Annotated in this window: 20 protein-coding genes; 7 read left to right on the top strand and 13 right to left on the bottom strand. The window is 69.1% G+C overall.

Translation table 11 applies throughout. The annotated features are described in order from the left end of the window. Positions 1-28: 28 nt before the first annotated feature. The 7 genes from ACFORO_RS44595 to ACFORO_RS44625 are packed head-to-tail and all read right to left on the bottom strand — an operon-like array spanning position 29 to position 6,933. Positions 29-1,177, bottom strand: coding sequence for a CaiB/BaiF CoA transferase family protein (locus ACFORO_RS44595; protein ID WP_377872520.1), 1,149 nt, complete (start codon positions 1,175-1,177; stop codon positions 29-31). Continuing rightward, entirely contained in the window at positions 1,167-2,375 is a 1,209-nt protein-coding gene (locus tag ACFORO_RS44600; protein WP_377872522.1) for a CaiB/BaiF CoA transferase family protein, read from the bottom strand. Before ACFORO_RS44600 ends, ACFORO_RS44595 begins: the two co-directional genes overlap by 11 nt. A gap of 1 nt (position 2,376) precedes the next feature. Beyond that, positions 2,377-2,784 (bottom strand): Zn-ribbon domain-containing OB-fold protein, encoded by a 408-nt coding sequence (locus ACFORO_RS44605; protein WP_377872523.1) that lies wholly within the window; start codon positions 2,782-2,784, stop codon positions 2,377-2,379. Then, complete coding sequence (locus tag ACFORO_RS44610) at positions 2,784-4,010, bottom strand: thiolase family protein (RefSeq protein ID WP_377872524.1); 1,227 nt, start codon at positions 4,008-4,010, stop codon at positions 2,784-2,786. Before ACFORO_RS44610 ends, ACFORO_RS44605 begins: the two co-directional genes overlap by 1 nt. Continuing rightward, positions 4,007-4,513 (bottom strand): MaoC family dehydratase, encoded by a 507-nt coding sequence (locus ACFORO_RS44615; protein ID WP_354741110.1) that lies wholly within the window; start codon positions 4,511-4,513, stop codon positions 4,007-4,009. Before ACFORO_RS44615 ends, ACFORO_RS44610 begins: the two co-directional genes overlap by 4 nt. Before the next feature lie 30 nt (positions 4,514-4,543). Then, positions 4,544-5,695 (bottom strand): acyl-CoA dehydrogenase family protein, encoded by a 1,152-nt coding sequence (locus ACFORO_RS44620; protein WP_377872525.1) that lies wholly within the window; start codon positions 5,693-5,695, stop codon positions 4,544-4,546. Between the two features lie 32 nt (positions 5,696-5,727). Beyond that, entirely contained in the window at positions 5,728-6,933 is a 1,206-nt protein-coding gene (locus ACFORO_RS44625; RefSeq protein WP_377872526.1) for a CaiB/BaiF CoA transferase family protein, read from the bottom strand. Positions 6,934-7,110: 177 nt separating this feature from the next. On the opposite strand from ACFORO_RS44625, the gene ACFORO_RS44630 reads away from it, so the two are divergent. After that, on the top strand, positions 7,111-8,457 hold the full coding sequence (locus ACFORO_RS44630; protein WP_377872528.1) for an MFS transporter: 1,347 nt from the start codon (positions 7,111-7,113) through the stop codon (positions 8,455-8,457). Between the two features lie 286 nt (positions 8,458-8,743). Here the strand turns inward: ACFORO_RS44630 and ACFORO_RS44635 are convergent, their stop codons facing one another. The 3 genes from ACFORO_RS44635 to ACFORO_RS44645 all read right to left on the bottom strand — a co-directional run bounded on the left by ACFORO_RS44635 (position 8,744) and on the right by ACFORO_RS44645 (position 10,752). Further along, positions 8,744-9,154: a VOC family protein gene (locus tag ACFORO_RS44635; RefSeq protein ID WP_354741102.1), complete on the bottom strand. Its 411-nt coding sequence runs from the start codon at positions 9,152-9,154 to the stop codon at positions 8,744-8,746. Positions 9,155-9,201: 47 nt separating this feature from the next. Next, positions 9,202-10,404: an AraC family transcriptional regulator gene (locus ACFORO_RS44640; RefSeq protein WP_377872530.1), complete on the bottom strand. Its 1,203-nt coding sequence runs from the start codon at positions 10,402-10,404 to the stop codon at positions 9,202-9,204. A gap of 126 nt (positions 10,405-10,530) precedes the next feature. Beyond that, entirely contained in the window at positions 10,531-10,752 is a 222-nt protein-coding gene (locus ACFORO_RS44645) for a hypothetical protein (RefSeq protein WP_377872532.1), read from the bottom strand. Between the two features lie 290 nt (positions 10,753-11,042). On the opposite strand from ACFORO_RS44645, the gene ACFORO_RS44650 reads away from it, so the two are divergent. Then, the gene (locus tag ACFORO_RS44650; RefSeq protein WP_377872533.1) at positions 11,043-12,176 is read left to right on the top strand and encodes a TolB family protein; all 1,134 of its coding nucleotides are present in this window, start codon (positions 11,043-11,045) and stop codon (positions 12,174-12,176) included. 640 nt (positions 12,177-12,816) lie between these two features. Next, on the top strand, positions 12,817-13,575 hold the full coding sequence (gene uppS / locus ACFORO_RS44655) for a polyprenyl diphosphate synthase (RefSeq protein ID WP_377872560.1): 759 nt from the start codon (positions 12,817-12,819) through the stop codon (positions 13,573-13,575). A gap of 81 nt (positions 13,576-13,656) precedes the next feature. Here uppS and ACFORO_RS44660 read toward each other — a convergent pair whose 3' ends face one another. Together ACFORO_RS44660 and ACFORO_RS44665 are read right to left on the bottom strand one after the other, a co-directional pair. Beyond that, on the bottom strand, positions 13,657-16,125 hold the full coding sequence (locus tag ACFORO_RS44660; RefSeq protein WP_377896768.1) for an ABC transporter permease: 2,469 nt from the start codon (positions 16,123-16,125) through the stop codon (positions 13,657-13,659). Positions 16,126-16,130: 5 nt separating this feature from the next. Further along, positions 16,131-16,889 (bottom strand): ABC transporter ATP-binding protein, encoded by a 759-nt coding sequence (locus ACFORO_RS44665; protein WP_377872538.1) that lies wholly within the window; start codon positions 16,887-16,889, stop codon positions 16,131-16,133. A 215-nt stretch (positions 16,890-17,104) separates the two neighbouring features. Here ACFORO_RS44665 and ACFORO_RS44670 point away from each other — a divergent pair, with 215 nt between their 5' ends. The 4 genes from ACFORO_RS44670 (at position 17,105) to ACFORO_RS44685 (ending at position 22,219) form a co-directional block, all read left to right on the top strand. Beyond that, positions 17,105-17,275, top strand: coding sequence for a hypothetical protein (locus ACFORO_RS44670; protein ID WP_377872539.1), 171 nt, complete (start codon positions 17,105-17,107; stop codon positions 17,273-17,275). Positions 17,276-17,370: 95 nt separating this feature from the next. Next, positions 17,371-20,565, top strand: coding sequence for a type 2 lanthipeptide synthetase LanM family protein (locus ACFORO_RS44675; RefSeq protein WP_377872541.1), 3,195 nt, complete (start codon positions 17,371-17,373; stop codon positions 20,563-20,565). Next, positions 20,562-21,182: a flavoprotein gene (locus ACFORO_RS44680; protein ID WP_377872542.1), complete on the top strand. Its 621-nt coding sequence runs from the start codon at positions 20,562-20,564 to the stop codon at positions 21,180-21,182. The genes ACFORO_RS44675 and ACFORO_RS44680 overlap by 4 nt, the downstream gene beginning before the upstream one ends. Then, positions 21,179-22,219: a sulfotransferase family protein gene (locus ACFORO_RS44685; protein WP_377872543.1), complete on the top strand. Its 1,041-nt coding sequence runs from the start codon at positions 21,179-21,181 to the stop codon at positions 22,217-22,219. Before ACFORO_RS44680 ends, ACFORO_RS44685 begins: the two co-directional genes overlap by 4 nt. A 194-nt stretch (positions 22,220-22,413) precedes the next feature. Here ACFORO_RS44685 and ACFORO_RS44690 read toward each other — a convergent pair whose 3' ends face one another. Next, entirely contained in the window at positions 22,414-23,175 is a 762-nt protein-coding gene (locus ACFORO_RS44690; protein ID WP_377872545.1) for an AfsR/SARP family transcriptional regulator, read from the bottom strand. Positions 23,176-23,290 lie beyond the last annotated feature (115 nt).

A 23,290-nucleotide genomic window follows, 5' to 3' on the forward strand; every position in this document is an offset into this window, starting at 1 on the left:
CACTTTCCACTTCTGTCCGGGGACGGGTTCAGGCCCGGGTCGGCAGCACCGAGCCGAGCAGGTCGTTGTCCGCGCCGATCGGGCGGACCGCGGGCAGCGGCGGCGGGCGCCTGCCGTCGAACGACAGCGGCAGCCCGACCACGCCGATCTCGCCCTCGTCGGCGGTGCCGATGATGCCGAGTTCCCGGGTCTGCTCGTGGCTGACCAGCTCCGGGGTCGTCTGCACCGGCGCGCACGGGATCCCGGCCGCCTGCAGCCGGTCTTGCCACTGCGCGCGGGTGCCGCTCGCGATGCGCTCGCCGATCAGCCGGTCGATATCGGCGCGGTTCTCCAGCCGGGCGGCGTTCGTCGCGAACCGCGGGTCGGCCGCCCATTCCGGGTGACCGAGCGCCGAGGACAACCGGGCGAACAGCGAGTCGTTGGCGCAGCTGATGATCAACGCGCCGTCCGAGGCCGCGAACGCGCGGTGCGGGACGATGAACGCCACGCCGGACCCGTGCCTGCTGCCGGGGTAGCCGTCCGCCCCGTATCCGGCGATGCCGACGGAATTCCACGCGATCGCCGTCTCCAGCAGCGACGCGTCCACCGCGGCGCCGGTGTGCTTGACGTGCCGCCGGTTGAGCGCGGCCAGGATGCCGATCACCGCCCACATGCCGGTCCCGAAGTCCACGATGGACACCCCGGCGCGCACCGGTCCGCCGTCGTGCTCCCCGGTGATGTCCATGATCCCGGAGAACGCCTGCATCAGCGGGTCGTAACCAGGCAGTTCGCGCAGCGGCCCGGCTTTGCCGAACGCGCCGATCTCACAGTGCACCAGCTCCGGCTTGGTCACCCGCAGGCTTTCCGCGTCGAGTCCGTACTTCGCCGCGCTGCCGGGCCGCAGGTTGTGCAGGAACACGTCGGCCCGCTCGGCGATGAGCCGGTGCAGCGTCGCCAGCTGCTCGCGGTCCTTGATGTCGACGCGCAGGTAGCGGCGACCCCGGTTGAGCGCGTGGAACGCCGCCCCGTCGCCCTTCCATGCGCTCGGACCCCAGCCGCGCGCGGAGTCGCCGGTCGGCCGCTCGACCTTCCACACCTCGGCGCCGAGTTCGGCCAGGATCTTGCCCGCGAACGGCGCCGACGCGCTGTCGCTCAACTCCACCACGACGATTCCGCTCAGGGGAAGCTCACGCGTCATCGCGCACTCCGATCCCGGCAGCGCCCGAGGCGGCCAGCGCACCGATCTCGTCCTCGCCGAACCCGAACTCCCCCAGCAGCTCCGCCGAGTGCTCGCCCAGCCGCGGCGCGGGGTACCGCAGCTCGGGAGCGCTTTCGCTCCACTGCTGCGGAATTCCGATGGTGCGCAGCCGTCCCTCCGAGGGATGGTCCTGCTCGGCGAAGAACCCGATGTCGCTCATGTGCGGATCGCTCAGCAGCGTCTCCGGCGTGTTCATCCGGATGACCGGGATGTCCGCCTCGGTGAGCACCTTCAGCCACTCGTCGGTGGACCGGGTGGCGAAGACCTCGGCCAGGAACGCGTACAGCTCGCCGATGTTTTCGGTCCGGCCGTGGATGTCGGCGAACCTCGGGTCCTCCGCCAAATCCGCCCGGCCGACCGCGGTGAAGAACCGCTGCCAATGCCGCGTGGTGTAGATGTTGACGCCCAGGTAGCCGTCGAGAGTCCGATACGGGCGGCGGTCCGCGTTCAGCATCCGCGCGTAGCCCCAGTCCCCGATCGGCGGCACGAAGGTGTGCCCGTAGAGGTGGTCGCCCATCGCGAAATGGGCGAACGTCTCGAACATCGGCACCTGCACCTCCTGCCCGTGCCCGGTGCGTTCCCGGTAGTACAACGCGGCGGTGACCGCCGACGAGGTCGCCATGCCGACCACCCGGTCCGCGATCGCGGTCGCGACGTACGCGGGTTCGCCCTGTCCGCGACTCTGCACCACCGGCATGCCCACCGCCGCCTGGATCAGGTCGTCGTAAGCCGGTTTGGCCGCGTAAGGACCGTTCTGGCCGAACCCGAAGCAGCCGCAGTACACCAGCCGCGGATTGATTTCGCGAGCGTCCGCATAGGACAGTCCGAGCCGTCGCATCGCCGCCGGGCGCAGGCTGTGCAGCAGGACGTCGGCCGAGCGCATCATGCGGACGAGCGCGTCGCGGCCGTCCGCATGCTTCAGGTCGAGCACGAGGCTGCGCTTGTTCCGGTTGAGGTGCAGGAAAATCGCGGCCATCCCGGGATTGCGCCGCGGGCCGACGCCGCGGGTGGTGTCGCCTTCCGGGGACTCCACCTTCGCGACGTCGGCGCCGAGATCCGCGAGCAACAGGGACGCGTACGGCCCCATGAAGTTCGAGGTCAGGTCCAGGATCCGCACACCGTCGAGCGGGCCTGCCATGTCATTCCTCCGTTGCCGGGGCGAACACCGGGAGCGTCTGCTCCCCGCGCCGCACGAAGCGGACCTCGACCGGCATGCCGATCTCGATCCCGTCCGGTTCCGCTTCGATCTGGGTGAACAGCTGGTAACCCTCCGCCAGTTCGACGAACCCGACCGTGTAGGGCACGATCGCGGCCCACACCGGCGTCGGGCCGCGCGTGATCGTGCTGTAGGACCACACCGTGCCGCGCCCCCGAGACTCTTCCCAGCTCAGCGATCGGGCGGAACAGTGCGGACAGTACGAATGCGCGGGCCATACGACCTCGCTGCACGAACCGCAGCGCTGATAAGTGAGCCGTTCGTCGTCGAGCGCCGCCCAGTACGGGTCGGCGTCCGGCAGCCGGTACGGCTGCGGCCAGTCCTCGCTCATCACGGCCTCCCAGCTTCGTTGCCGGACAACACCATCACACCCGCCGCGGCGAGCATTCCGCCCGCGCCCTGCACCAGCACCGTGCGCGGCTTCCGCTTCGGCGCCAGCCCGAGCGCGGTCCCGCGCAACTGCCGGACGGCCTCGACCAGACTGTCCATATTGCACGAGATCCCCGGCTGCCCGAAGGAAAGCCAGCCGCCGTTGGTGTCGGTCGGCAGGTCGCCGTCGATGCCGGTGCGGCCTTCGCGGTACACGTCGATGCCGTGGCCCTTCTTCGCGAAACCCAGGTCCTCCATGACGATCGGGCCCATGTGCGCGAAGTTCACCGACAGCTGCAGCATGTCCACATCGGACGGAGTGAGCCCGGACCGGGTGAACGCCTGGCGGGCGGCCTCGACCGTCGCGGTGTGCGTGAGGTTCGGGAACTCGCCGAGTCCGGCGAACCGGCCCGAGCGCATATTCATCCGGTCGGTGAGGTACTCGTGCGTGGTCGCCGATCCGTAGCCACGCACCCACACCGGATCGCGGGCTTCCTTCGCGCGCTCGGGCGAGGTGACCACCAGCGCCCCGCCGGTGCCGCCGCCCCAAGTGGAGCACATCCACCGGCGCAGCGGCGTGGCAACGTACGGCGAGGACAGCACCTTCTCGCGGTCGATCTCGCCGTGCTTGCGCTTCGCCGCGTGCGGATGCTGCGCACCCCATCGCTGGTTGGCGATAGCGACGTCGGCGAGGTCTTCTTCGGTCATCCCGTATTCGTGGAAGTACCGGTGCGCGGCCTGCGCGTACAGCGACGGGATGGTCGGGCCGTAAGGCACTTCGTACTGCGGGTCTGAATCGGCTTCGGAGCCCATCGCCACGGCGTCCACGAACAGTTCGGTCGCGTCGCTCTGGACGCACAGCACGTACTCCGCCGCGCCCGCCGCGATCATCTGCGACGCCACCGCGATAGTCGACGTCAGCCCGGCGCCGTGCAGCGTGATCTCGCTGTCGAGCGTCACCGGCATCTGCAGGTGCGAGATGAAGATGTTGCTCCACTGGGACCGCTTGTCCGCCCACGGCGAGCGCCCGGTGAACACCGCGTCCACCTGGTGCTTGCCGATCCCGGCGTCGGCCAGCGCGGCCATCGTCGCCTCGGTGGCCAACTGCAGCGGATCTTTCCGGTCGGCCTTCGACGCGTACGCGTCGCCCATCCCGACGATCGCGGCGACCGGTTCCCCGGCGCTCACTTCTTCTCCGGCTGCTTCTCCGTCGGCAGGGACGCCGCCAGCAGCGCTTCGAGGTCGTCGCGGCGGCGCAGCATCAGCAGGCTCCACTCGCTGCGCTGCACCACGTAGCCGTCCTGGTTGAGCGCCTTCATCAGGAAGGTGGTGACGCCGTACTTCTCGTCCTTTTCCTTCTTCGCGGTGACCTCGGCGGTCACGTAGATCGTGTCGTCGATCGCGACCGGCTTGAGGTAGCGCAGGTTGTCGATCCCGTAGTTCGCCTGGATCGACGGGCCGAACTGGATCAGCCCGGTCATGATCGAGTACGTCAGCGAGCCCTGGACCAGCCGCTTGCCGAACCGGGTCTGCTCCGCGTAGTGCTTGTTGGAGTGGATTTCGATCCAGTTGCCGGTGAGCGCGCAGTAGTTGACGACGTCGGCCTCGGTGATCGTCCGCCCGCCTGTGCGGAAGACCTGGCCGACCTCCAGCTCGTCGTAGGGCATGTCGATGCGGTTGTTGATCCCCATTGATCTTCTCTCCTCAGGAAAACGGGCGGGTCAGGCGGGCAAGCGCATCGACTTCGCGATGATGGTGCGCTGGATCTGCGAGGTGCCGCCGCCGATGGTCGACTGGATGCTTTCGCGCAGGTACCGCTCCATGTCACCCTCGGGCAGGTTCGCGTAGCCGCCCAGGATCTGCATGCCGTCGAGCGCGCACTGCTTCAGGGTTTCCGAGCCGTACAGCTTGGCCATCGACGTCTCCCGGGCGGCCGGCAGGTTGTCCGCCTTCATCTGCGCCGCGCGGTAGCAGAGCAGCCGGGCCGCGTCGACGCGCGTCTGGTTCTCCGCCAGCATGTGCTTGAGCACCTGGAAATCGCGGATCGGCTTGCCGAACTGGGTGCGCTGGTGGGCGTAGCGGTTGGCGTTGCTGACCGCTTCCTGCGCGTTGCCGGTGTAGGCCGCGGCGACCGCGCAGCGCTCCAGCTCAAGGTGTTCGGTGATGATCTTCCAGCCCTGGCCGACCTCGCCGAGCAGCGCGTCCGCGGGGACCCGGACCCCGTCGAGGAAGATCTCGGTGGTGCCGGTGGCGTGCCGGGACAGCGTGGGCAGCTTGCGGATGTCCAGGCCCGGGGTGTCGTTCGGGATCAGCAGCACGGACAGGCCGTTGTGCTTGTCGTTCTTGTCGGTGCGGACCAGCATCGCGATGACGGTGTCCTTCGCCGCCGCACCGCTGCACCACAGCTTCGAGCCGCTGACGATCCAGTCGCCGTTCTCGTCCTGGCGCGCGTGGGTCTTGGTGTTGGCCGCGTCCGAACCGGCGTCCGGCTCGGAGATCGAGACGGAGAACCGGATCTCGCCGTCGATGAACGGCTTGACGTAGCGGGCTTTCTGCTCCGCGGTGCCGTACTTGGTGATGTTCATCGCGGTGAACGTCGGCACCAGCACCGAGCAGGCGAAGTCGAAGCCGAACTTGCCGAGCCCCTCGGCCATCAGGGAGTAGTCGAAGATGTCCCCGCCGGAGCCGCCCTCGGACTCCGGGATCAGGATGCCGAGCCAGCCCTGCTTCGCGATCTTGGCATACGCCTCGTACGGGTACTGCCGTTCGAAATCGCAGTTCCGGACATACTCGACGGTGATTTCGTTGTCCATGAAGTCGTTGACGGTCTTCAGCCATTCCGACTGCGATTCATTGAGGAAATTCGCGCACATTTTTTCGTACTCCCATCGCGGTTTCCATCAGGTTAATGCGGCCGGACCGGAAAGCCAATTGACGATTCCCGAAGGCGGGATTCGGGTTTTCCGAACCCGGCGCGCAGGGCCGCGGCCTCCGCAGCGGAAAAGCCCCAGTCGGCCAGCGCCTCGTCCGCGTGCTCCCCCGGCGCGGCAGGAGGCCGCTGGATCGCCCCCGGCGTGCGGCTGAACCGCGGCGCGGGTGCGGGCTGCACGACGCCGTCGACCTCGACGAACGTGCCGCGCGCCCGCAGATGCGGATGGTGCGGAGCCTCCGCCATAGACAGCACCGGCGCGAGGCACACGTCCCGTCCTTCGGCGAGCGCGCACCACTCGTCACGCGTCTTCGTCCGGAACACCTCGGCGAAGCGCTTTTTCATTTCCGGCCAGCGCTGCCGGTCGTGCTGACCGGGCAGTTCGTCCTCTGCGAGCCCGAGCATCCCCAGGGTGTTGCGCCAGAAACGGGTCTCATTCGCGGCGAGGCTGATCCAGCCGCCGTCCTTGGTCTCGTAGACCTGGTACCAGGGCGCGCCGGAATCGAGCCGGTTCGTGCCGCGCTCGTCGGTCCAGTAGCCCGCCGCCCGGAAGCCGTAGAAGGCGGTCATCAGCGACGCCGAACCGTCCACCATGGCCGCGTCCACCACCTGCCCCTCGCCTGAACTGCGACTTTCCAGCAGGGCCGACACCACGCCGAGAGCCAGGTACAGCGACCCGCCGCCGAAGTCGCCGGTCAGGTTCAGCGGGATGACGGGCGGTCCTCCCTCCTCGCCGATCGAGTGCACGACGCCGGTCAGGGACACGTAGTTGACGTCGTGGCCCGCGGTTGTGGCGAGCGGCCCGTCCTGTCCCCAGCCGGTCATCCGGCCGTAGACCAGCGCCGGGTTCGCCGCCAGGCACTCGTCCGGCCCGAGTCCCAGCTTCTCCGCGACGCCCGGACGGAACCCCTCGACCAGCGCGTCGGCCCGCTCGACCATCCGCAGCACGGCGGCGACCGCATCCGGGTTCTTGAGATCCAGCGGCACGCCCCGGCGGCCGCGATGCATCAGCTCGAACCGGGGTTCGATCGGCGCGCCGCCGTCGTAGCCGGGCGGGCGTTCGATGCGCAGCACCTCGGCGCCGAGATCGGCCAGCAGCATGCAGGCGAACGGCGTCGGCCCGACCCCGCCGAGTTCGACGATCCGCACGCCCTTGAGCGGTCCGGAGTGCGTGTCTTCCATCCTCGCGACGCTACGCGCGCGCGGGGCGGAAACCTATTTCGCAAACCCGAAGCCGCGCTTCGGGAACTCCGAATTGATTACCCCGAACGGCCTGCATACGCTACGGCGACCCCGCTCGGGGCTCTATTTTGATCACATTTCCCGGTCCGCCGCACCCCATTCGGAGAGGGGCGTTCAATGACGACGCCGAAATCCCCGCCCGCACCGGAACCAGCCGCCCGCGCCCGCTCCGGCCGCCGCGCCGTCGTGGCGAGCATGGTCGGCACCACCGTCGAGTACTACGACTTCCTGGTCTACGGGGTCGCCGCCTCGCTGGTCTTCGGAAAACTGTTCTTCCCGCAGGTCGACCCGGCCGCCGGGGTCCTGCTGTCGCTGTCGACGTTCGCGATCGCCTTCGTGATGCGCCCGATCGGCGCCGCGATCTTCGGCAACCTCGGCGACCGCGTCGGCCGCAAACGCGTCCTGTTCCTGATCATGATGCTGATGGGCGTGGGCACCTTCGCGATCGGCCTGCTGCCGACCTACCACACGATCGGCATCCTCGCGCCGATCCTGCTCGTGCTCTGCCGCTTGATCCAAGGCCTCGCCCTCGGCGGCGAACAGGCCGGCGGCTTCGTGATGAGCGTGGAAAGCTCCGGCGATAAACGTCGCGGCCTGGCCGGCGCCTTCGTCAACTCCGGCGCCGGCTGGGGCTTGCTGCTCGCGAACCTGCTGTTCCTGGTGCTGAACGAACTCCCCGGCGACGCCTTCCTCACCTGGGGCTGGCGCATCCCGTTCCTGCTGAGCGCGGTGCTGGTCCTGGTCGGCCTGTACATCCGCGCCAAGCTCGACGAGAGTCCCGAGTTCGTCCGCGTGGAAAACGCCCAGGCGGTGAAACGGATCCCGCTCGCGGACGCGATCAAGCGCGGCTGGCGTCCGATGATCCTGGTAATGCTCTGCTGCCTCGGCACGCACGTCAATTTCTATGTGGTGACGGTGTATTCGCTGACCTACGGCACTTCGGTGCTGCACCAGCCGAAGACGACACTGCTGTCGATGCTGCTCATCGTGACCGCGATGTACATGGTCAGCACGCCGCTCTTCGGCCTGCTCGCCGACCGGTTCGGCCGCAAACAGGTCTTCGTCGTGTCCGCGATCGCCTTGGTGCTGACGCCGTTCGCGTTCTACCCGCTGCTGGGCAGCGGCAGCTACCTGCCGATGGTGGCTGGTTTCGTGCTGCTGTTCCTGGCAGTCAGCGCGAACTCCGCCGCGGAGCCGACGTTCTTCGCGCTCGCTTTCCCACCGTCCATCCGGTACAGCGGGCTGGCCGTGTCCTACGGCCTGGGCGCAGTGCTCGGCGGCTCGTTCGCCCCGCTGATCTCGGCAGCCCTGTTCAAATCAAGCGGAAGCTGGACCACGGTCGCGATCTACAACGGCGGCGCGGCTTTGATTTCCGTTGTGGCCGGGTTGTTGCTGCGGGAACTTCCCCGGCTGAGCACGAAAACGTCACCGGCACAGTCCGACTCCGCCCCGCAGGCGGTTTGACAGGCACCCCGGACCGGAAGGAAAGCGATCGACGCGGGCGGAAAAGACCCAGTCAACAGGGACTATGCGCACAGCCATCGCTGGATGCGTCTCAGCACCGCAATCGCGAGCGCAGGAATTACAACATTCTATTATGAGATATTTACCGGCCATGCAACGCTGCAGATTATGTGCGACGTTCCTTATCGGGAAGCGGTGAGTGCACCGGCTAGCGGAGTACGACTGCGACCAAAACGCCGCAAATGGTGTCTGACCAGCGACAATACTGCTGGTCAGACACCTGCCTTCATTCCGGCGTACCGGGCATCGCCGAGGCGTCGAAGGAGAGCAGTTCCCAGCTGTGGCCGTCCGGGTCGTCCACCGCACGGTTGTAGAGCCAGCCCATGTCCTGCGGCGGGCGAGGCTCGGACCCGCCCGCTTTGACGGCGGCGTCGGCCAGCCGGTCGACCTCCTCCTTCGACTCGGCGGGCAAGGCTAGGATCGACTCGATCGCACCGGAGGCGACCGGCCGCGAAGTGAACTGGCTGAACTGCTCGTGCGTCATGAGCTGCACGGTCACCGCCTCGCCGAGGACGACCTGCGCGGAGGTCTCGTCGGTGAACTGCGGGTTGAGCTCGCCGCCCAGCGCGGTGTAGAACGCCGTGCTCGCGGCCAGGTCGGTGACCGGCAGGTTGACATAGATCTGGGTGAAAGCCACTGGTGCTCCTCAGTTCCGGCAGCCGGGCGTTCCGGCTGACTGAGAACCTAGGGCGCTACGTCGGCGTCGGTCTTGTACAGGAGCGACACCATCTCGCCGGCGTCGGGCCGCCGCAGCTGGTTCGCCGTCCGGCCGACGAACCGGGTCAGCGACCGCGCCAGATGCGGCTGGTCGTGATAGCCGACCAGATGCACGACGTCGGTCGCGGCCACGCCCTGGCGCAGCAGCATCGTGGCCCGTCGCGCCCGCTCGATCTGCCGGATCATGCCCTGCGTCAAGCCCGTGGCCGCGGCGACCCGGCGCTGCACCGAACGCGGAGTGACCAGCACCGGCCGCTCCCCGGCGAGGACGTCGGCCACCAGCGGGTCGCGCACCAGCAATCCCGCCCGGACCAGGCGGTCCACGAAGGTCTCCGCGTTCTCGTAGGTGGGGATCTCCCACTCAGTGTTCTGCAGCACGAACGAGCGCGGAGTCGTGCACGGGCTCGACACGGTGCCGTCCACAAGGCCGCCCACGGGCAGATTCCGCAGAAAAGCGCCGTGCCGGAAGATCACGCCGAAGGCGCTGCCCAGCCCGCCGCCCAACGGAACCACGGTGGGCCGCGTCTCGGGACCGCGGACCGACACGGCGGTCACCCCGGCCGACGCCCACACCAGCAGCTCCCAGTTCGAGTTCACGACCGACACCATGCGCTCCGGCACGAACCCGCCGTGCCCGCCGTCCGGCCCCACCCGGTACACGCCCTCGATGTAGGGCGAGTCCGACACCCGGTACTCCAGCCCTGGAATTCCCTCAACCCGGTCGAGCGACACGTCCGGTATCGTAGCGGTCAGCTCCCGACGAGTCCCGCAAGAAGAACACCGCCGACGAACAAGTACCCCAGCATGCCCCGGCTGGTCTTCTCCACCGGATACGACTCCCCTGGCTTGCCGGGGATTGACGCACACCGCCAAGGCTTGCCGCACCTGCAGCGGCCGGGTCTTGCTCCAGACCGTCTTTCCTTGATTGGTCCGACCGTCCGGACCGGCATATCGGTAAACGCTGAGGTACGAAGGCGACGAAGACGGGGAAGCGCCGGAGGCCACCCCGGGCACGGCGTGGTGGCCGACGACCACAGCCGCGACGTGGGGCCAGGTGCGCATCCCCTTCTCCCGGTGCCGGAGCTTGCGCATCTGGAACGCCGAGACCAGGACCACTATCAGGACGAAGCCGCCCCAGCAGCTCCACGCCACGATCTGCACAGTGGTCACGAACCCAGCCTTCCTCGCACGGCGATGATCCGCCGATCGAGGACAAACCGAAGCGCCTGCCAGCGCTGGGACTCCGCCGAAGGCTGCACGGTTCCCTCTTGGCCCCTGGTGCTCGGTGAGCTGCCGCTACGATGAGTCCTCGTCCAGGATCAATACCGCCATGTCCAGGAGCCGTTGGTAGTACTCGAGACCGTAGGCTTCCAGCTCGGGGATGACCCGGATGAGCCGCTCTTCGCATTCGGCGAGGATGTTCCATCTCCAGTCGTCCAGGAGGCCCTGCCGCCGCAGCCAGGTGGAGATGCAACCGGCGGGGTTTGCGTCAAACATCACCATGTCGAAGCCTGCCACGTCGGCGCCTCGCCACCGGCTCGGGAACGGTGCCTTTCGGTGAACTTCGAAAAGCGCCGTGACTGCTGCTAGCCGCTCCGTGAGCTCCAACGGCTTCGTCCCCTGGGCCGACGACGAACTCGTACGGGCACACGCTCATCGGCATGAGCGGTCGGTGACAGGCATTTCTCCCTCTGGCCGTAAGCCTTCGTGAGGAAGTTGAGTGCGGTGGTGACGTAACCGAGGTTGATCGGCGGCGGTCGGTATTTCCGCCGTCCCCGGACCTCGCCGGATCTCGCCATGATCGTTTCATGTCATGCCGCCGAACCGCCGTCCTGCTGGGCGCTCTCGCTCTTGTCGCCGCCGCGTGCTCGTCGTCGCCCGAGATCGCCCCGCCGGTGATCAGTGGGTCGCTGGTGGTGGCCGGCAAGGACAAGGCAGGACAGCCGGCGGTGTGGCGGGTGACCGAAGGCGCCTCGATGCCGTTGCTGACCGGGAACGCAGCACCGCAGCTGCCCGCCGTGGCGTTGTCACCGGACGGCCGGACGCTCGCCTACGTTAACGGCGCCGGCCGAATCGTGGTGCATGACGTCGGCGCCGGCACCGAGATCGTCCCCCAGGCGTCGGTGACCCGTCCGCTGTGCGCGACCTGGTCGCCCGACAGCGCGCGCTTCGCGATCACCGCCGACCAAGGGGTTTCCACGACCGACCGCAAGGGCGTCGTGACCGGCCTCATCACCCGGCCCAGCGGCTTTTACCACGACACCGGAGCCGGCTCCGCCGGCGAATCCCGGGAGGTCGTGTCCGGGATGACGTGCGCCCGCTGGGCCGACCCGGACACGGTGCTCCTCGGCCGCTACAACGGCGACCTGCCCTCGACGATCCCGACCGGCGGCGGCGCGCTCGCGCCGAACACGACAGTCGTCGGCCACGTCGCCGCGGGCACCGCCCAGGACCTGCCTCAGAAGGAGGACCTCCTGCACACTTGCCAGGGACACGTGCTGCTGCACCGGGCGCCCGATCCGATCGTGGTCGGCCCGACGCTTCTCGCGGACGCCTCCGACCTGTCGCGCACCACCGAAGTGCCGCTGGGCGCTCGCGACGACGCGTGGTTCTTCCAGCCGGGAACCTGCGCGCTCGTGGTCGTCGCGCACCAGGGCGACGAGGACAGCTACGAGTACACCGTCAAGCTGTTCGACCCGGTCACCGGGCAGCAACGCAGCTCCCGGACGCTGCCGATCGCGCTCGGCGGAGACAGCGGCATCCGCGAACCCGTCGGCAGCACCGCGTTCGTCCCGTCGCCGGCGCCAGGCGCGCTCGCCGCAGCGTATGCGGACGTCAACACGCACGAGCTGATCGCGGCGGACCTGACGACCGGCGGTGCCCGCCGCCTGGACGGGCCGTGGAGCGAGGCCACGCAGGTGCTCGGCTGGACCGCCAAGTAGGCGAGTCGTGGAATACGACGGCCCGGCGCGCCTCCGCGCCCAGCGCGCCATCGCTGCAATGCCCGCCGACGTCGCTACGGCCGGTATGTCGTGGTGGTGTTTTAACCACGCTCACCAGATCGAGTGCCGTCTCGTCGGACGCGGCCAACCCGGGGCAGCCGGCTAGGGAGAAGGTGCTGGCGAGTTGCCTTCGCGCGGCTGATCGCTGCAGCGCTATGGGCGAACCGCGGACGTCTGGCGTGGATCGCCCCGGAAACTGTCGGTGTCGCGTGCGAAGCTGACAGCGTGGAAGTTCACTTCCACGCTGAACTGTGGATCTGGGACGCACGACGGACCGAGATCTGGACGGGCGACCGTCACGATCCTCGAACTCTGACGTCGGCGGCGCAATTCTCCATCCCTCACGGAAACAGCGGATTTCGTACACGCGACGGAAACACGGAGACGACAGGTCGCCTTTCGAATATTTCCTGAGAATTCGGTGACCACCCGGGATTGCCCAAAACAGACATCCGCCGGCGATTCCAGCAACGAGGAACCGCGCCCGCAACAGGGAACGAGATCGGATAGGATCGCCGAGAACCCGCGCGACACAACGGCGAACGGAGTGCTTCTCGTGCTGCCCAGTCTGGTCCAGCGAATGATCTACGGGATTTACACGCACCGGTTGCGAAAGCAGCTCGTGGGCGCCGAATTGCCGGGGCACATCGGGATCATCATGGACGGCAACCGCCGCTGGGCACGTCAGATGGGCATGACCGATCTCAGCATCGGCCACAAGCGAGGCGCCGAACACGTCGAAACCGTGCTGTCCTGGTGCGAACGCGCCGGTGTGAAGCACGTGACGATCTACCTGTGCTCGACCGAGAACCTCGCGCGCCGCGACGACGCCGAAGTGTCCTACCTGATGCACCTGATCGAGCAGGTCATCACCGACAAACTCGCCCAGCCCGACGCCGGCTGGCAGGTCCATGTCGCGGGCAGTCTCGACGCCCTGCCGGACACCACCGCGCACGCACTGAAGAACGCGGTCGAAGTGACCCGCGACTGCGACACCGGCCACCACATCACGCTGGCCATCGGCTACGGCGGCCGCCAGGAGGTCGTCGACGCGCTGCGCGCCCTGCTCACCGAACACGCCGCCGCCGGGACGCTGGACGAACTCGCCGACACCATCACCATGGAGGACGTCTCGCGGCACCTCTACACCGCCGGGCAACCCGACCCCGACCTGGTCATCCGCACCAGCGGGGAACAACGCCTTTCCAACTTCCTGGTCTGGCAGAGCGCCTACTCCGAACTGTATTTCTGCGACACCTTCTGGCCCGCCTTCCGCGAAGTCGACTTCCTCCGGGCGCTGCGCAGCTACGCGCGACGGAACCGCCGCTACGGCCGCTGAACGTCGAGTGCGGAAGTTCCGCACTCGACGTTCAGCCGCGAGGGGCAGGTGTCCGCCGGGAGCGCCCCGGCGGACACCTTTTCACTGTGCGGCCAGCGCCTCGACCACCGAGGTCTTCGCGGCCTGCCGCAGCGGGAGGAGGGCGGCCACGACACCCGCGACCGCCGCGCCGGCCAAGATCAGCGCGATCCGCCCGTAGGGCAGGCTCAGCACGATGTCGTCGTTGATGACCCTGGCCGCGGCCAAGCCGAAGCCGCACCCGAGCAGCACGCCGACGATCCCGCCGACGATCCCGAAGATGACCGCCTCGGTCGTCAGCATCAACCGCAGGTGCCGCTTGGTGAGGCCGAACGCCCGCAGCATGGCCGACTCGCGGGAACGTTCCAGCACGGACAGCGTCATGGTGTTCGCGATGCCGATCAGCGAGATCAGCACTGCGAGCGCCAGCAGGCCCGTGATCAGCGCGGTCACCTGGTTCAGAGAGGCTTCGAGCCGGTTCTTGGCATCGGTGGTCGCCACGATCTTCGCAGTCGGCACCGCAGCAGTCGCCTCGTCGACGACCGCCCGGGACGCGTCCGGCGCGGTACCGGGAGCGAACCCCACGAGCAGGCTGGTGTCGCCCCGCCGCGGGAACAACTCGTCGAACCAGCCCGGCACGACCAGGGTCCGCGGCACGACGTTGCCGGTCACGAGCGCGACCACCTTCGCCTCCACCGGGCGGCCCGCCACTGTCATCGACACCGTTCCGCCGACCCCGACGCCGAGCTCGCTGGCCCGTTCGGGGCGCAACGCCACCTGCCCGGGGCCGAAGCCGTCCAGCGAGCCCTGCACCACGCCCGGGGCGATGGCGCCCTCCATCGTGCTCAGCATCGACGTCGCGCCCTTGACCGCGACCGGGGCTTCGCGGACCCGGGTGAACTCCGTGACTCCGTCGTGGCCGCGCAGGCTGTCGCCGATCGACCGCGGCAGGGTCACTGAGGAATCGGTGCCCGGCGGCGTGATGACGTAGTCGGCAGGCAGGGCTTCGCCGACCCCCACTCCGACCGACGACTCGAGCGAGCTGGTGATTACCGAGACCCCGGTGGTCAAGGTGATCCCGATGATGAGGGCGAGCACCGTCGTGGCCGCGCGTTTCGGGTTCCGCATCGCGTTCGCGACCGCGAGCCTGCCCGGCACGCCCAGCGTGCGGCGGATCGGAAGCCCGACCATGCCCCCGAAAACGCGGACGATCACCGGACCGAACAGGATGACGCCCGCGAAGAACAACAGCCCGCCGAACGCGACAAGCACGAGCGGATAGGTCTTGCCGTTGCTCGCCAGCCCGCCCGCGGTGCTGGCGACGCCTGCGGCGCACAAGAGCGCTGCCACTGCCGCCCGGGCCCGGTTGAGCCGCTCGGGGCGCGGTTCCGCTTGGAACCGCAGCGCGGCGACCGGCGGGACGCGCGTCGCGGCGGCCGCCGGAAGCAACGCCGCCGCCACGGTCGCGAGCAGCCCGGCCAGCACGCTGAGCACCACCGTCGTCGGCGTCACGGTGAACGAATCAGGCGAAATCGGCGTCCCGAACGCACTCATCACGGGCAACGCGAGGTAGCCGGCCCCAATCCCGGCCAGCAGCCCGGCCACCGCCGCGCCGAGCCCCACGACGGCGGACTCCGCCAGCACGCCACCGAACACCTGACCCCGCGAAGCGCCGACACACCGCGCCAGCGCCAGTTCCCGGGTGCGCTGGGCGACCAGGATGCTGAACGTGTTGTAGATGACGAACATCGCCACGAACAAAGCGATCAAGGCGAACATCACCAGGCCGCTGCGCAGGACCACCGGGTCGATGCCGCTGCCCGCTGCCTGCCGTTCGGCGAACTCCTGCCCCGAGAACACCTCGTACGGACCGCTGCCGACAGCCGCGGCCACCTTCGCCTTGAGGCCCTGCGGGTCGCCGCCCTTGACGTACATCTCGGAGAAGCCGGTCTGGCCGGTCAGCTGCCGCGCGACCGGCGCGGTGAAGCCGATCCCGCCGCGCAGGGCGAGAATTCCCTGCCCCGTAACGCTGCTCAGCCCGCTGACCCGCACCGAGTGCGGCTCGCCGGTGGCGTGGTCGACGAGCGTGATCGTATCCCCGACGCCGGACGCGAGCGTCTTCGCGGTCTGCTCGGCCAGAACGGCCTCGCCGTCCCCGGCGGGCAACCGGCCCTGCACCGCCGTTGTCCGCATAGTGACCGAGAAGCCCATCGGCTGATCCCGGACGGGGCGGCCGTTGCGGTCGAGCACGGTGATGTCGCCGATGACGAGGCCCTGCACCTGCCGGACGCTGGCGATCGCGGCGACCCGGTCGACCGCGGCCTGGTCCAGCTTCCGCAGCTGGTTGTCCGCCACCACGGCGACGTCGGCCTTGTCCGCGTTGCCGGCGACGGTGCGGTCGGTGTTGGTACGCAGGGTGTCGCTGAGCACCAGAGTGCCGGCGACGAAGGCGGTCCCGAGCAGCGTCGCGAGCGCGGCCAGAAGCAGCCTTCTCCTGTGCGCGCGCAGTCCGGCGAGGGTGAGCTTCAGCATCCGGCTCAGCCCTCCAACTTCTTCATCGTGTCCAGGACGGTGTCCGCGGTCGGCCGGTCCAGCTCGTGCACGAACTGCCCGTCCCGCACGAACACCACCCGGTCCGCGTACGAGGCCGCGTGCGGGTCGTGGGTGACCATGATGATCGTCTGGCCGAATTCGTCGACCGAGACCCGCAGGAACTCCAGCAGGTCGGTTCCGGAGTTCGAATCGAGGTTGCCTGTCGGTTCGTCGGCGAAGATCACCTCCGGCCGGCTCACCAGGGCGCGGGCGACGGCGACGCGCTGCTGCTGCCCGCCGGACAGTTCGCTCGGCCGGTGCCCAAGGCGGTCGGCGAGCCGCACGCGCTCCACGACCCGTTCGACGAGCCGCGGGTCGGGGCGGCGGCCCGCGATCTCCAGCGGCAGGAGGATGTTCTCGCGCGCGGTCAGCGTCGGCAGCAGGTTGAAGCTCTGGAAGATGAATCCGATGTGCTCGCGCCGGAGCTTGGTCAGCTCCCGGTCGGTCAGCGCGGTGATCTCGATGTCCCCCAGCCAGACCGCCCCCGAAGTCACCGCGTCCAGACCGGCAAGACAATGCAGCAACGTGGACTTGCCGGAACCCGAGGGCCCCATGATCGCGGTGAATTCGCCGGCGCCGAATCCGACGTCGACCCCCCTCAGCGCATGTACCTCCGCTCCTCCCTGGCCGTAGACCTTGGTTACCCCGGCCGTGCGCACCGATTCCCGGCGCAGCGCCCGATTCCGCGAGAAAGACTCCTCCATGCGCGGAAACGTACCGATCCGTACCTGAGAATTCCCTCAGCGTGATCGTCATCGTTGCGCGCGGTCAATTCACCAGCGGATATACGGCGGCTATACGAGCCGCCAACGCCGGCCACACCGGCCGGGCACGCCCTCGTTGTTAGTTTCGATCCGTGCGACGGAATCTACCCGCCGCACGGAATCGGGAAAAAACATTCCACATGGAGGGAGTCGGCATGCCGACGCAGAGCATCAACGACTGGAAGTCCGCCGCCCACGAAAGCGGCTCGCACCCGGCCGGCCTTGGCTTCGGCGAGCTGGGCCAGGAGGACCTGGCCGAGGCGCGCACGGCGGCGCTGTCCAGCAGCGGCTACATCTGCACCCTGACCTGGGAGTGCAACTGCTGACGTAGTCGCAGGGCGACCCGCGAGGGTGTTCGACGCGTGCGGGCGGGCCGGAATACGGCCCGCCCGCACGCCACGGCCGAAAGGACCCGGAGGCAATGGGCACAACCCGCTACCGCGCGGACCACGCGGCATTCCTGCGAGAACGGCACGTCGCCGGGACCGGCGCACCGACCGCCGCGGATCTGGCCGCCGTCGACGAATGGCGTGAATCCGCGTACCTCGACGAGTCGACGATGGCCCAGCGGCTCGCCTTCGCCGGGATTTCCCGTGACGCCTTCGCCGCGATTGTCGCCGGCAAACCGTTTTCGGCCGCGAGTGCCGCCACCGCGTGGGTCTCGGAACTCGACACCATTCTGTCGGCTGAGCGAAAACCTGCGGGCGGTCGCGATCCCGTCACGACACTTTACGGCGATACCTACGAAAAACTCCTTTTTTCCGGCCTTCTCGACGTATTCATCTCTCATTACGCAGATCAGCTGCGAGATTGGGAGAGCCAGGATTCGCTCGATCGGGTAGCGCTCACCGAGCACGCCCACGAAACCCTTGTCGACGGCCTGGCGACCGGCCTTCTCGAGATCGCCCACCGGACGTTGATCCTCGAACTCAACGTCGCCCGGGACGGCGGCCTGCTGACGGGGGAAACGCCCGAGGAGCGCTACGCGTACTACGACGAAGTCGTGCTTCGGCAGGTCAGCTACCGCACGCAGTTCTTCACCGAATACCCGGTCCTCGCGCGCGCGATGGTCCAGCACGGCACCGACTGGCTGGCGAACACTGTCGAGACGCTGACCCGGCTGGCGGCCGATCTTCCCGAGCTCCGGCGCCGGGGGCTGCTGCTGTCGGACCGCGTCGTGGTGACCGGTGTCCGCAGCGGTCTCGGAGACCCGCACAACCACGGGCGGTCCGTGTCCTGCTTCGAATTCGAGGACAGCTCGGCGCTGGTCCACAAGCCTCGGCCGGTCGACCCGGAGCGGACCTACGCCGAGGCACTCGACCTGCTCAACGAGCTGACCGGCCTGAATGTCAAGAGCATGCGGGTCCTGGCCAGGCCCGGCTACGGCTGGTGCGAGTTCCTCGAACACGAGCCGTGCGACGGCGAGCCGGACGTATCCCGCTTCTACGTCCACATCGGCGCGATGCTGGCCGTCCTGCACGTCCTGGGCGCGGTCGACATCCACATGACCAACGTCATCGCCGTCGGCGACTCCCCCGTGCCCGTCGACCTCGAGACGATCCTGCAGCACACCTCCGTCCGGCATCTCTCGTCCGCGAAGGCCAACGAACGAGCCCTCGACTTCCTCGCGCAGAGCGTGCTCGCGACCCTTGTGGTGCCGCTGCGCACCTTCGGAGACGGCGTCACGCCAGGCATCGACGTCAGCGCGATCGGCGGCGGCGCTCCCCAGCTGACCCCGCGACCCATCCCGTCCGTCGCGGCCCCCTTCACCGACGAGATGCACATCGTCGGCGTGCGCAAGGAAACTAAGCCCGCCCGGAACCGGCCAGTGGTCGACGGACGGGCCGCAGATCCGGCCCGGTACACCGGTGAGGTCGTCGGCGGCTTCCTCGACGGCTACGACGCCATAGCTTCGTCCCGCGAGCGGTTCGCCGCGCTCCTGCGATCGGCAGGCGACATCGAGGTCCGCTTCCTGGCCAGGGCGACCCGGCGCTACGACCTGTTCCGCATGGAGCGGTTCCACCCCGACTACCTGCGCAACGGCCTGGCCACCGAGCAGCTGCTAGAGAAACTGTGGACCGCCGCGACCGCGCGCGACGACCTGGTCCCGGTGATCGAGGCCGAGCGCCGTCAGCTGCTGCGGGCCGACATCCCCGCCTTCCACACCAAGCCAGGGTCGACCGCGCTGTTCCAGGGCGGCGAGATCGTGGCCGAAGACTTCTTCACCGAACCGAGCGGCCTGACGCTGCAGCGCAAACTGGCGATGCTGGGCCCGGACCACCGGGCCACGCAGCTGGCGATCCTGCGGGACGCGCTCGACACGCTGGGCGGCACCGCCCCGGCGCCGTCGGCTGGACCGGCGGACGACGCCCCCGAACCCGGCCTGGACGCACTGACCCGGCGCACCCTCGACCGGCTCGCGGACGAGGCCATCCTCGGCGACGACGACTGCGCCTGGATCGGTATCGGCACGGACGGGATCCGCGACGGCTCGCTGAGCTTCCAGCCGCTCAACACCAGCTTCTACGACGGACTGGCCGGGCTCGCGCTGACCTTCGGCTACGCGGCCGAGCTCTACCAGGACGAGCGGTTCGCGGATGTGAGCCGCCGGAGCATGCGGCCGGTGGTCGAAGAACTCCGCCGCCGCGCCTCCGGAAGCGACCTCTTCCGCGTCGGCGCCTATGCCGGCCTGTCCGGGACGATCTACGCGGTGTCCCATCTGCACCGCCTGACCGGCGACCCGGAGTACCTCGAACTGCTCGAGTCGGCCTTGCCCCACCTGCGGGACTGCGCCCGGCAGGAGAATGCGGCCGATCTCGTCGCCGGCCTCGCCGGCTGCGCCGTCGTCGCCGCCGGCCTGCACGACCGCTACCGCATGCCGATTCTCGCCGACATCGTCGCGATCTGCGCGGAACGGCTGGCCGCGTCCGCGGTGGACACCGGAACCGGGCGCGGCTGGAGCCGGGACGACGGGCCGCCGCTCGGCGGGATGTCCCACGGGTCGGCCGGGATCGGCTGGGCACTGCTCGAAGCGGCGCACGTGCTGGACGACGACCGCGTGCGCCGGCTCGGCGTCGAGGCGCTCGAACACGACATGAGCCTGCGCATCCCCGGCAAGAACGCGTGGCAGGACCTGCGGGGTTTCACGGACCTCACGGGCATCGTGCAGGAGCACCCTACGCTGTGGTGCCACGGCTCGACGGGGATCGGCATGGCGCGCCTGCTGGCCCATCGGCGGGTGCCGGACCCGCGCTACCTCGCCGAGGCGGAGGCAGCGCTCGCCGCGACCGCGGAGGCGGGCCCGCTGGGCAACCACTGCCTCTGCCACGGAGAGTCGGGGAGCCTCGAGCTGTTCACCCTCGCGGAGCCGGTGCTTTCCGCACTCGGTCCCGCCGCCGAGAACTGGCGGCCGCGGCGGAAGCAGCGGGCCGAGGCGCTGGTGAAGTCGCTGGCTTCCGGCGGCCCCCTGTTCGGGCGCGTCACCGGCGGCAACGTTCCCGGTCTGTTGCTGGGCCGGGCCGGAGTCTGCCTCACCCTGATGCGGCTGCTCGATCCCGCGAACGCCCCGTCGGTGCTGTGGCTGGAGCCCGCCGGCGCACAGGAGCGTGCGGCATGACCGGATACGCCGACGTGGACGGGAAGCGGGTGCTGCTGGCCGGCACGGGCGCACCCGCCGTCACCGCGCTGCCCGAAGCGGTGCTGCGCTTGCGATACCACTGCCCGAACGCCCGGACCCGGGTCCTGCTGACCCGGCAAGCGCTGCGGTTCGTAACCGAGACCACGGTCAACTTGGTCACCGGTGCGGAATCCGGGCTCGACGAGTGGTCCGACGAGCCGTACACCGCCGCTCCGCACGTGGAGTTGGGCCGGTGGGCCGAAGCGGTGATCGTCTACCCGGCGACTCTGCACTTCACCGGGCGGCTGGCCCTCGGGCTGTCCGATTCCCCGCTGCTGCTCTCGCTGCAGTGCACGACGGCGCCGATCGTGCTCGTCCCCTCGCTGCCGCCCGGCGGAGTCGACGGGCGCGCCTACCGGAAGCACGTCGAGGCGCTCCACGACCGGCCGAACGTCGCCGTCCTCCCGCCCGTGGCGGGATACAGCATGACGACCGGGGAGCAGAACGTCGGCGCGCCCGCGCCGTTCGCGGACGCGCTCGGCCGGCTCGACGAACTGCTGCGGGAACTCGCCGCCGCACCGGCCGGCGACACCCGCCCGGTGCAGGAGGTGCGATGAACCGGCCCGTCGCGTTCGTGGTGGGCACCGGCCGGACCGGATCCACGGTGCTCTCCCGCATCCTGAACCGCCATCCCGGCGTCCTCAGCCTCAACGAGCTGTTCGTCTCCCTCGGCGGCCTCACCGCCCTGCCCGCAGGGGAGGTGTCCGGTGCGGAGTACTGGCGGCTGCTCGCGGATCCCCATCCCGTGTTCGACGAGATGATCCGGCGGGGCGCGCCGCTGCCGGAGTTCCTCTACCCCCGCCGTCCCGGCCGGTTCTCCGCGCAGGACGGCGGCATTCCCGCGATCGCGCTGATGGCCCTTCCGCACCTGACCGAGGACGCCGACGGCCTGTTCGACGAACTCGCGGAGATCGTCCCCGGCTGGCCCGCACGGACGGCCGCCGGCCACCACACGGCGCTGTTCGACCTGCTCGCCACGCGCCTCGGGCGACGGGTCGTCGTCGAGCGCTCGGGGCACTCGCTCGAGTGGACGAGCGCCCTGCGCGCGGCATTTCCGGAAGCGAAATTCATCCACATGTACCGATACGGGCCGGATTGCGCGCTTTCGATGAGCAAACACGGCGGATATCGCACCGCGGCGTTCGCCACGGAAATCCTCGATCTCGCCGGCATCTCCCATTTTCGCGAGCTCACCCCGGAACACGTCAAACAACTGCCCGCGGATCTGGCGCTCTTGTGCACCGCCGGATTCGAAAACGCTTTCGGGCTCGACCGGGACATTCCGGTCGAGGTGTTCGGGCGGATGTGGTCGGCCATGGTTTCGGCGGGGCTGCCCGCGCTGGCCGATCTCCCGCCGGACCGGCTCGCGACCCTGCGCTACGAGGACTTGATCGCCCGGCCGCGGGACGAACTCGCCCGGCTGAGCGGTTTCCTCTGCGTCGAGACGGATCCCGGCTGGCTCGACGCCGCCGACGACGTTCTCGACGAGGCTCGCACGGGCGCTGCCGGCCGCCTTCCCCCAGACCGGCAAGTCGCGCTGGCCTCCGCCTGCGCACCAGGGATGCGGTTGCTCGGCGAGCCCGTTCCTGGCTGAGTGGCACCTGGGCGTGGTGTCCCGGGTCGAGGCGACCTGTGACGGCCTGTCGTGCCGACGGGCGAAGGACTCCGGATGCGCAGCGGACCTGTCCAGGAACCGCTGCACCTCTGGAGTCCTTTGTGTCCTGTCCTTGCCTCACGCTCTCGGCGACGGGGCTGCCAGCAGTCCCGAGCGCTTCCGCCGACCCGCGCCTAGGCCTGCAGGACGCTGTTGCGCACCCCGTCCTCGTCCCGGTTCAGGATCGACGCGTGCAGGTCGCGGAAACTGTCCGACGGATCCAGGCCGAATTCCTCGGCGAGCGCCTCGGTGGCGTGCCGCCACGTCGTCAGCGCGCCGGCGAGGTCGCCCGCGAGGTAACACGCCCGCATCAGCAACGCCCACGACGTTTCCCGGTATGGCGCCGTGCCGACCAGGCCGCGCAGTTCCGGGATCACTTCGGCGGACGCACCCTGCAGCAGCTTCACGTGCACCAGCCGCTCGCGGACGGTCAACTGGAGCTGTTCGAGCGCGCGGAACCGGGCCTGCAGCACCCGGGAGGCGGCGCAGCCCTGCCCGGCGGGTCCCCGCCAGAGCTCGAGCGCGCTGGCGAACCCGGCTCCCGCTTCGGCGATGTCACCTGTCCGGAGCCGAACACTCGCCTCTTCCGCCAGTTCGGCGAACCGCAACACGTCGACCTGGCCAGGGCACACGGCCAGTGCGTAGCCGCCGCGGGCCCCGGCGATAGTGGTCAACCTGTCCGCCACGACGGGGTCGACGGACGCCAGCATCCGGCGGAGCCGCCACACGCACCCTCGCAGATTGTCCAGCGCCGAGCGGGGCGGGTCATCCCACAGCGACTCGACCAGCCGCTCCTTCGTAACGTACTGGCCCCGCTCCAGCAGGAGCGCGGCGAACAGCCCGCGCACCATAGCCGAGTCGACCGGCGTAGTGCGGCCTCCCCGAGACAGTGCCACTCCTCCCGAAATCCGGAATAGCGTCCCTCCTTCCGAATGGTCACACACGGACAGCTGACTGGACACGATCTGCCTCACGCGAAATTCCCCCCACGACGCGTTTTCTTGACGACTG

The organism is Amycolatopsis halotolerans (assembly GCF_042647905.1).
GTDB classification, from domain to species: domain Bacteria; phylum Actinomycetota; class Actinomycetes; order Mycobacteriales; family Pseudonocardiaceae; genus Amycolatopsis; species Amycolatopsis halotolerans.

Bases quoted from the DNA above. Each gene is read 5' to 3' on its own strand.
- ACFORO_RS44595 (WP_377872520.1), bottom strand. From the start codon at position 1,177: ATGACGCGTGAGCTTCCCCTGAGCGGAATCGTCGTGGTGGAGTTGAGC.
- ACFORO_RS44600 (WP_377872522.1), bottom strand. From the start codon at position 2,375: ATGGCAGGCCCGCTCGACGGTGTGCGGATCCTGGACCTGACCTCGAAC.
- ACFORO_RS44605 (WP_377872523.1), bottom strand. From the start codon at position 2,784: ATGAGCGAGGACTGGCCGCAGCCGTACCGGCTGCCGGACGCCGACCCG.
- ACFORO_RS44615 (WP_354741110.1), bottom strand. From the start codon at position 4,513: ATGGGGATCAACAACCGCATCGACATGCCCTACGACGAGCTGGAGGTC.
- ACFORO_RS44620 (WP_377872525.1), bottom strand. From the start codon at position 5,695: ATGTGCGCGAATTTCCTCAATGAATCGCAGTCGGAATGGCTGAAGACC.
- ACFORO_RS44625 (WP_377872526.1), bottom strand. From the start codon at position 6,933: ATGGAAGACACGCACTCCGGACCGCTCAAGGGCGTGCGGATCGTCGAA.
- ACFORO_RS44630 (WP_377872528.1), top strand. From the start codon at position 7,111: ATGACGACGCCGAAATCCCCGCCCGCACCGGAACCAGCCGCCCGCGCC.
- ACFORO_RS44650 (WP_377872533.1), top strand. From the start codon at position 11,043: ATGTCATGCCGCCGAACCGCCGTCCTGCTGGGCGCTCTCGCTCTTGTC.
- uppS (WP_377872560.1), top strand. From the start codon at position 12,817: ATGATCTACGGGATTTACACGCACCGGTTGCGAAAGCAGCTCGTGGGC.
- ACFORO_RS44660 (WP_377896768.1), bottom strand. From the start codon at position 16,125: ATGCTGAAGCTCACCCTCGCCGGACTGCGCGCGCACAGGAGAAGGCTG.
- ACFORO_RS44665 (WP_377872538.1), bottom strand. From the start codon at position 16,889: ATGGAGGAGTCTTTCTCGCGGAATCGGGCGCTGCGCCGGGAATCGGTG.
- ACFORO_RS44670 (WP_377872539.1), top strand. From the start codon at position 17,105: ATGCCGACGCAGAGCATCAACGACTGGAAGTCCGCCGCCCACGAAAGC.
- ACFORO_RS44675 (WP_377872541.1), top strand. From the start codon at position 17,371: ATGGGCACAACCCGCTACCGCGCGGACCACGCGGCATTCCTGCGAGAA.
- ACFORO_RS44680 (WP_377872542.1), top strand. From the start codon at position 20,562: ATGACCGGATACGCCGACGTGGACGGGAAGCGGGTGCTGCTGGCCGGC.
- ACFORO_RS44685 (WP_377872543.1), top strand. From the start codon at position 21,179: ATGAACCGGCCCGTCGCGTTCGTGGTGGGCACCGGCCGGACCGGATCC.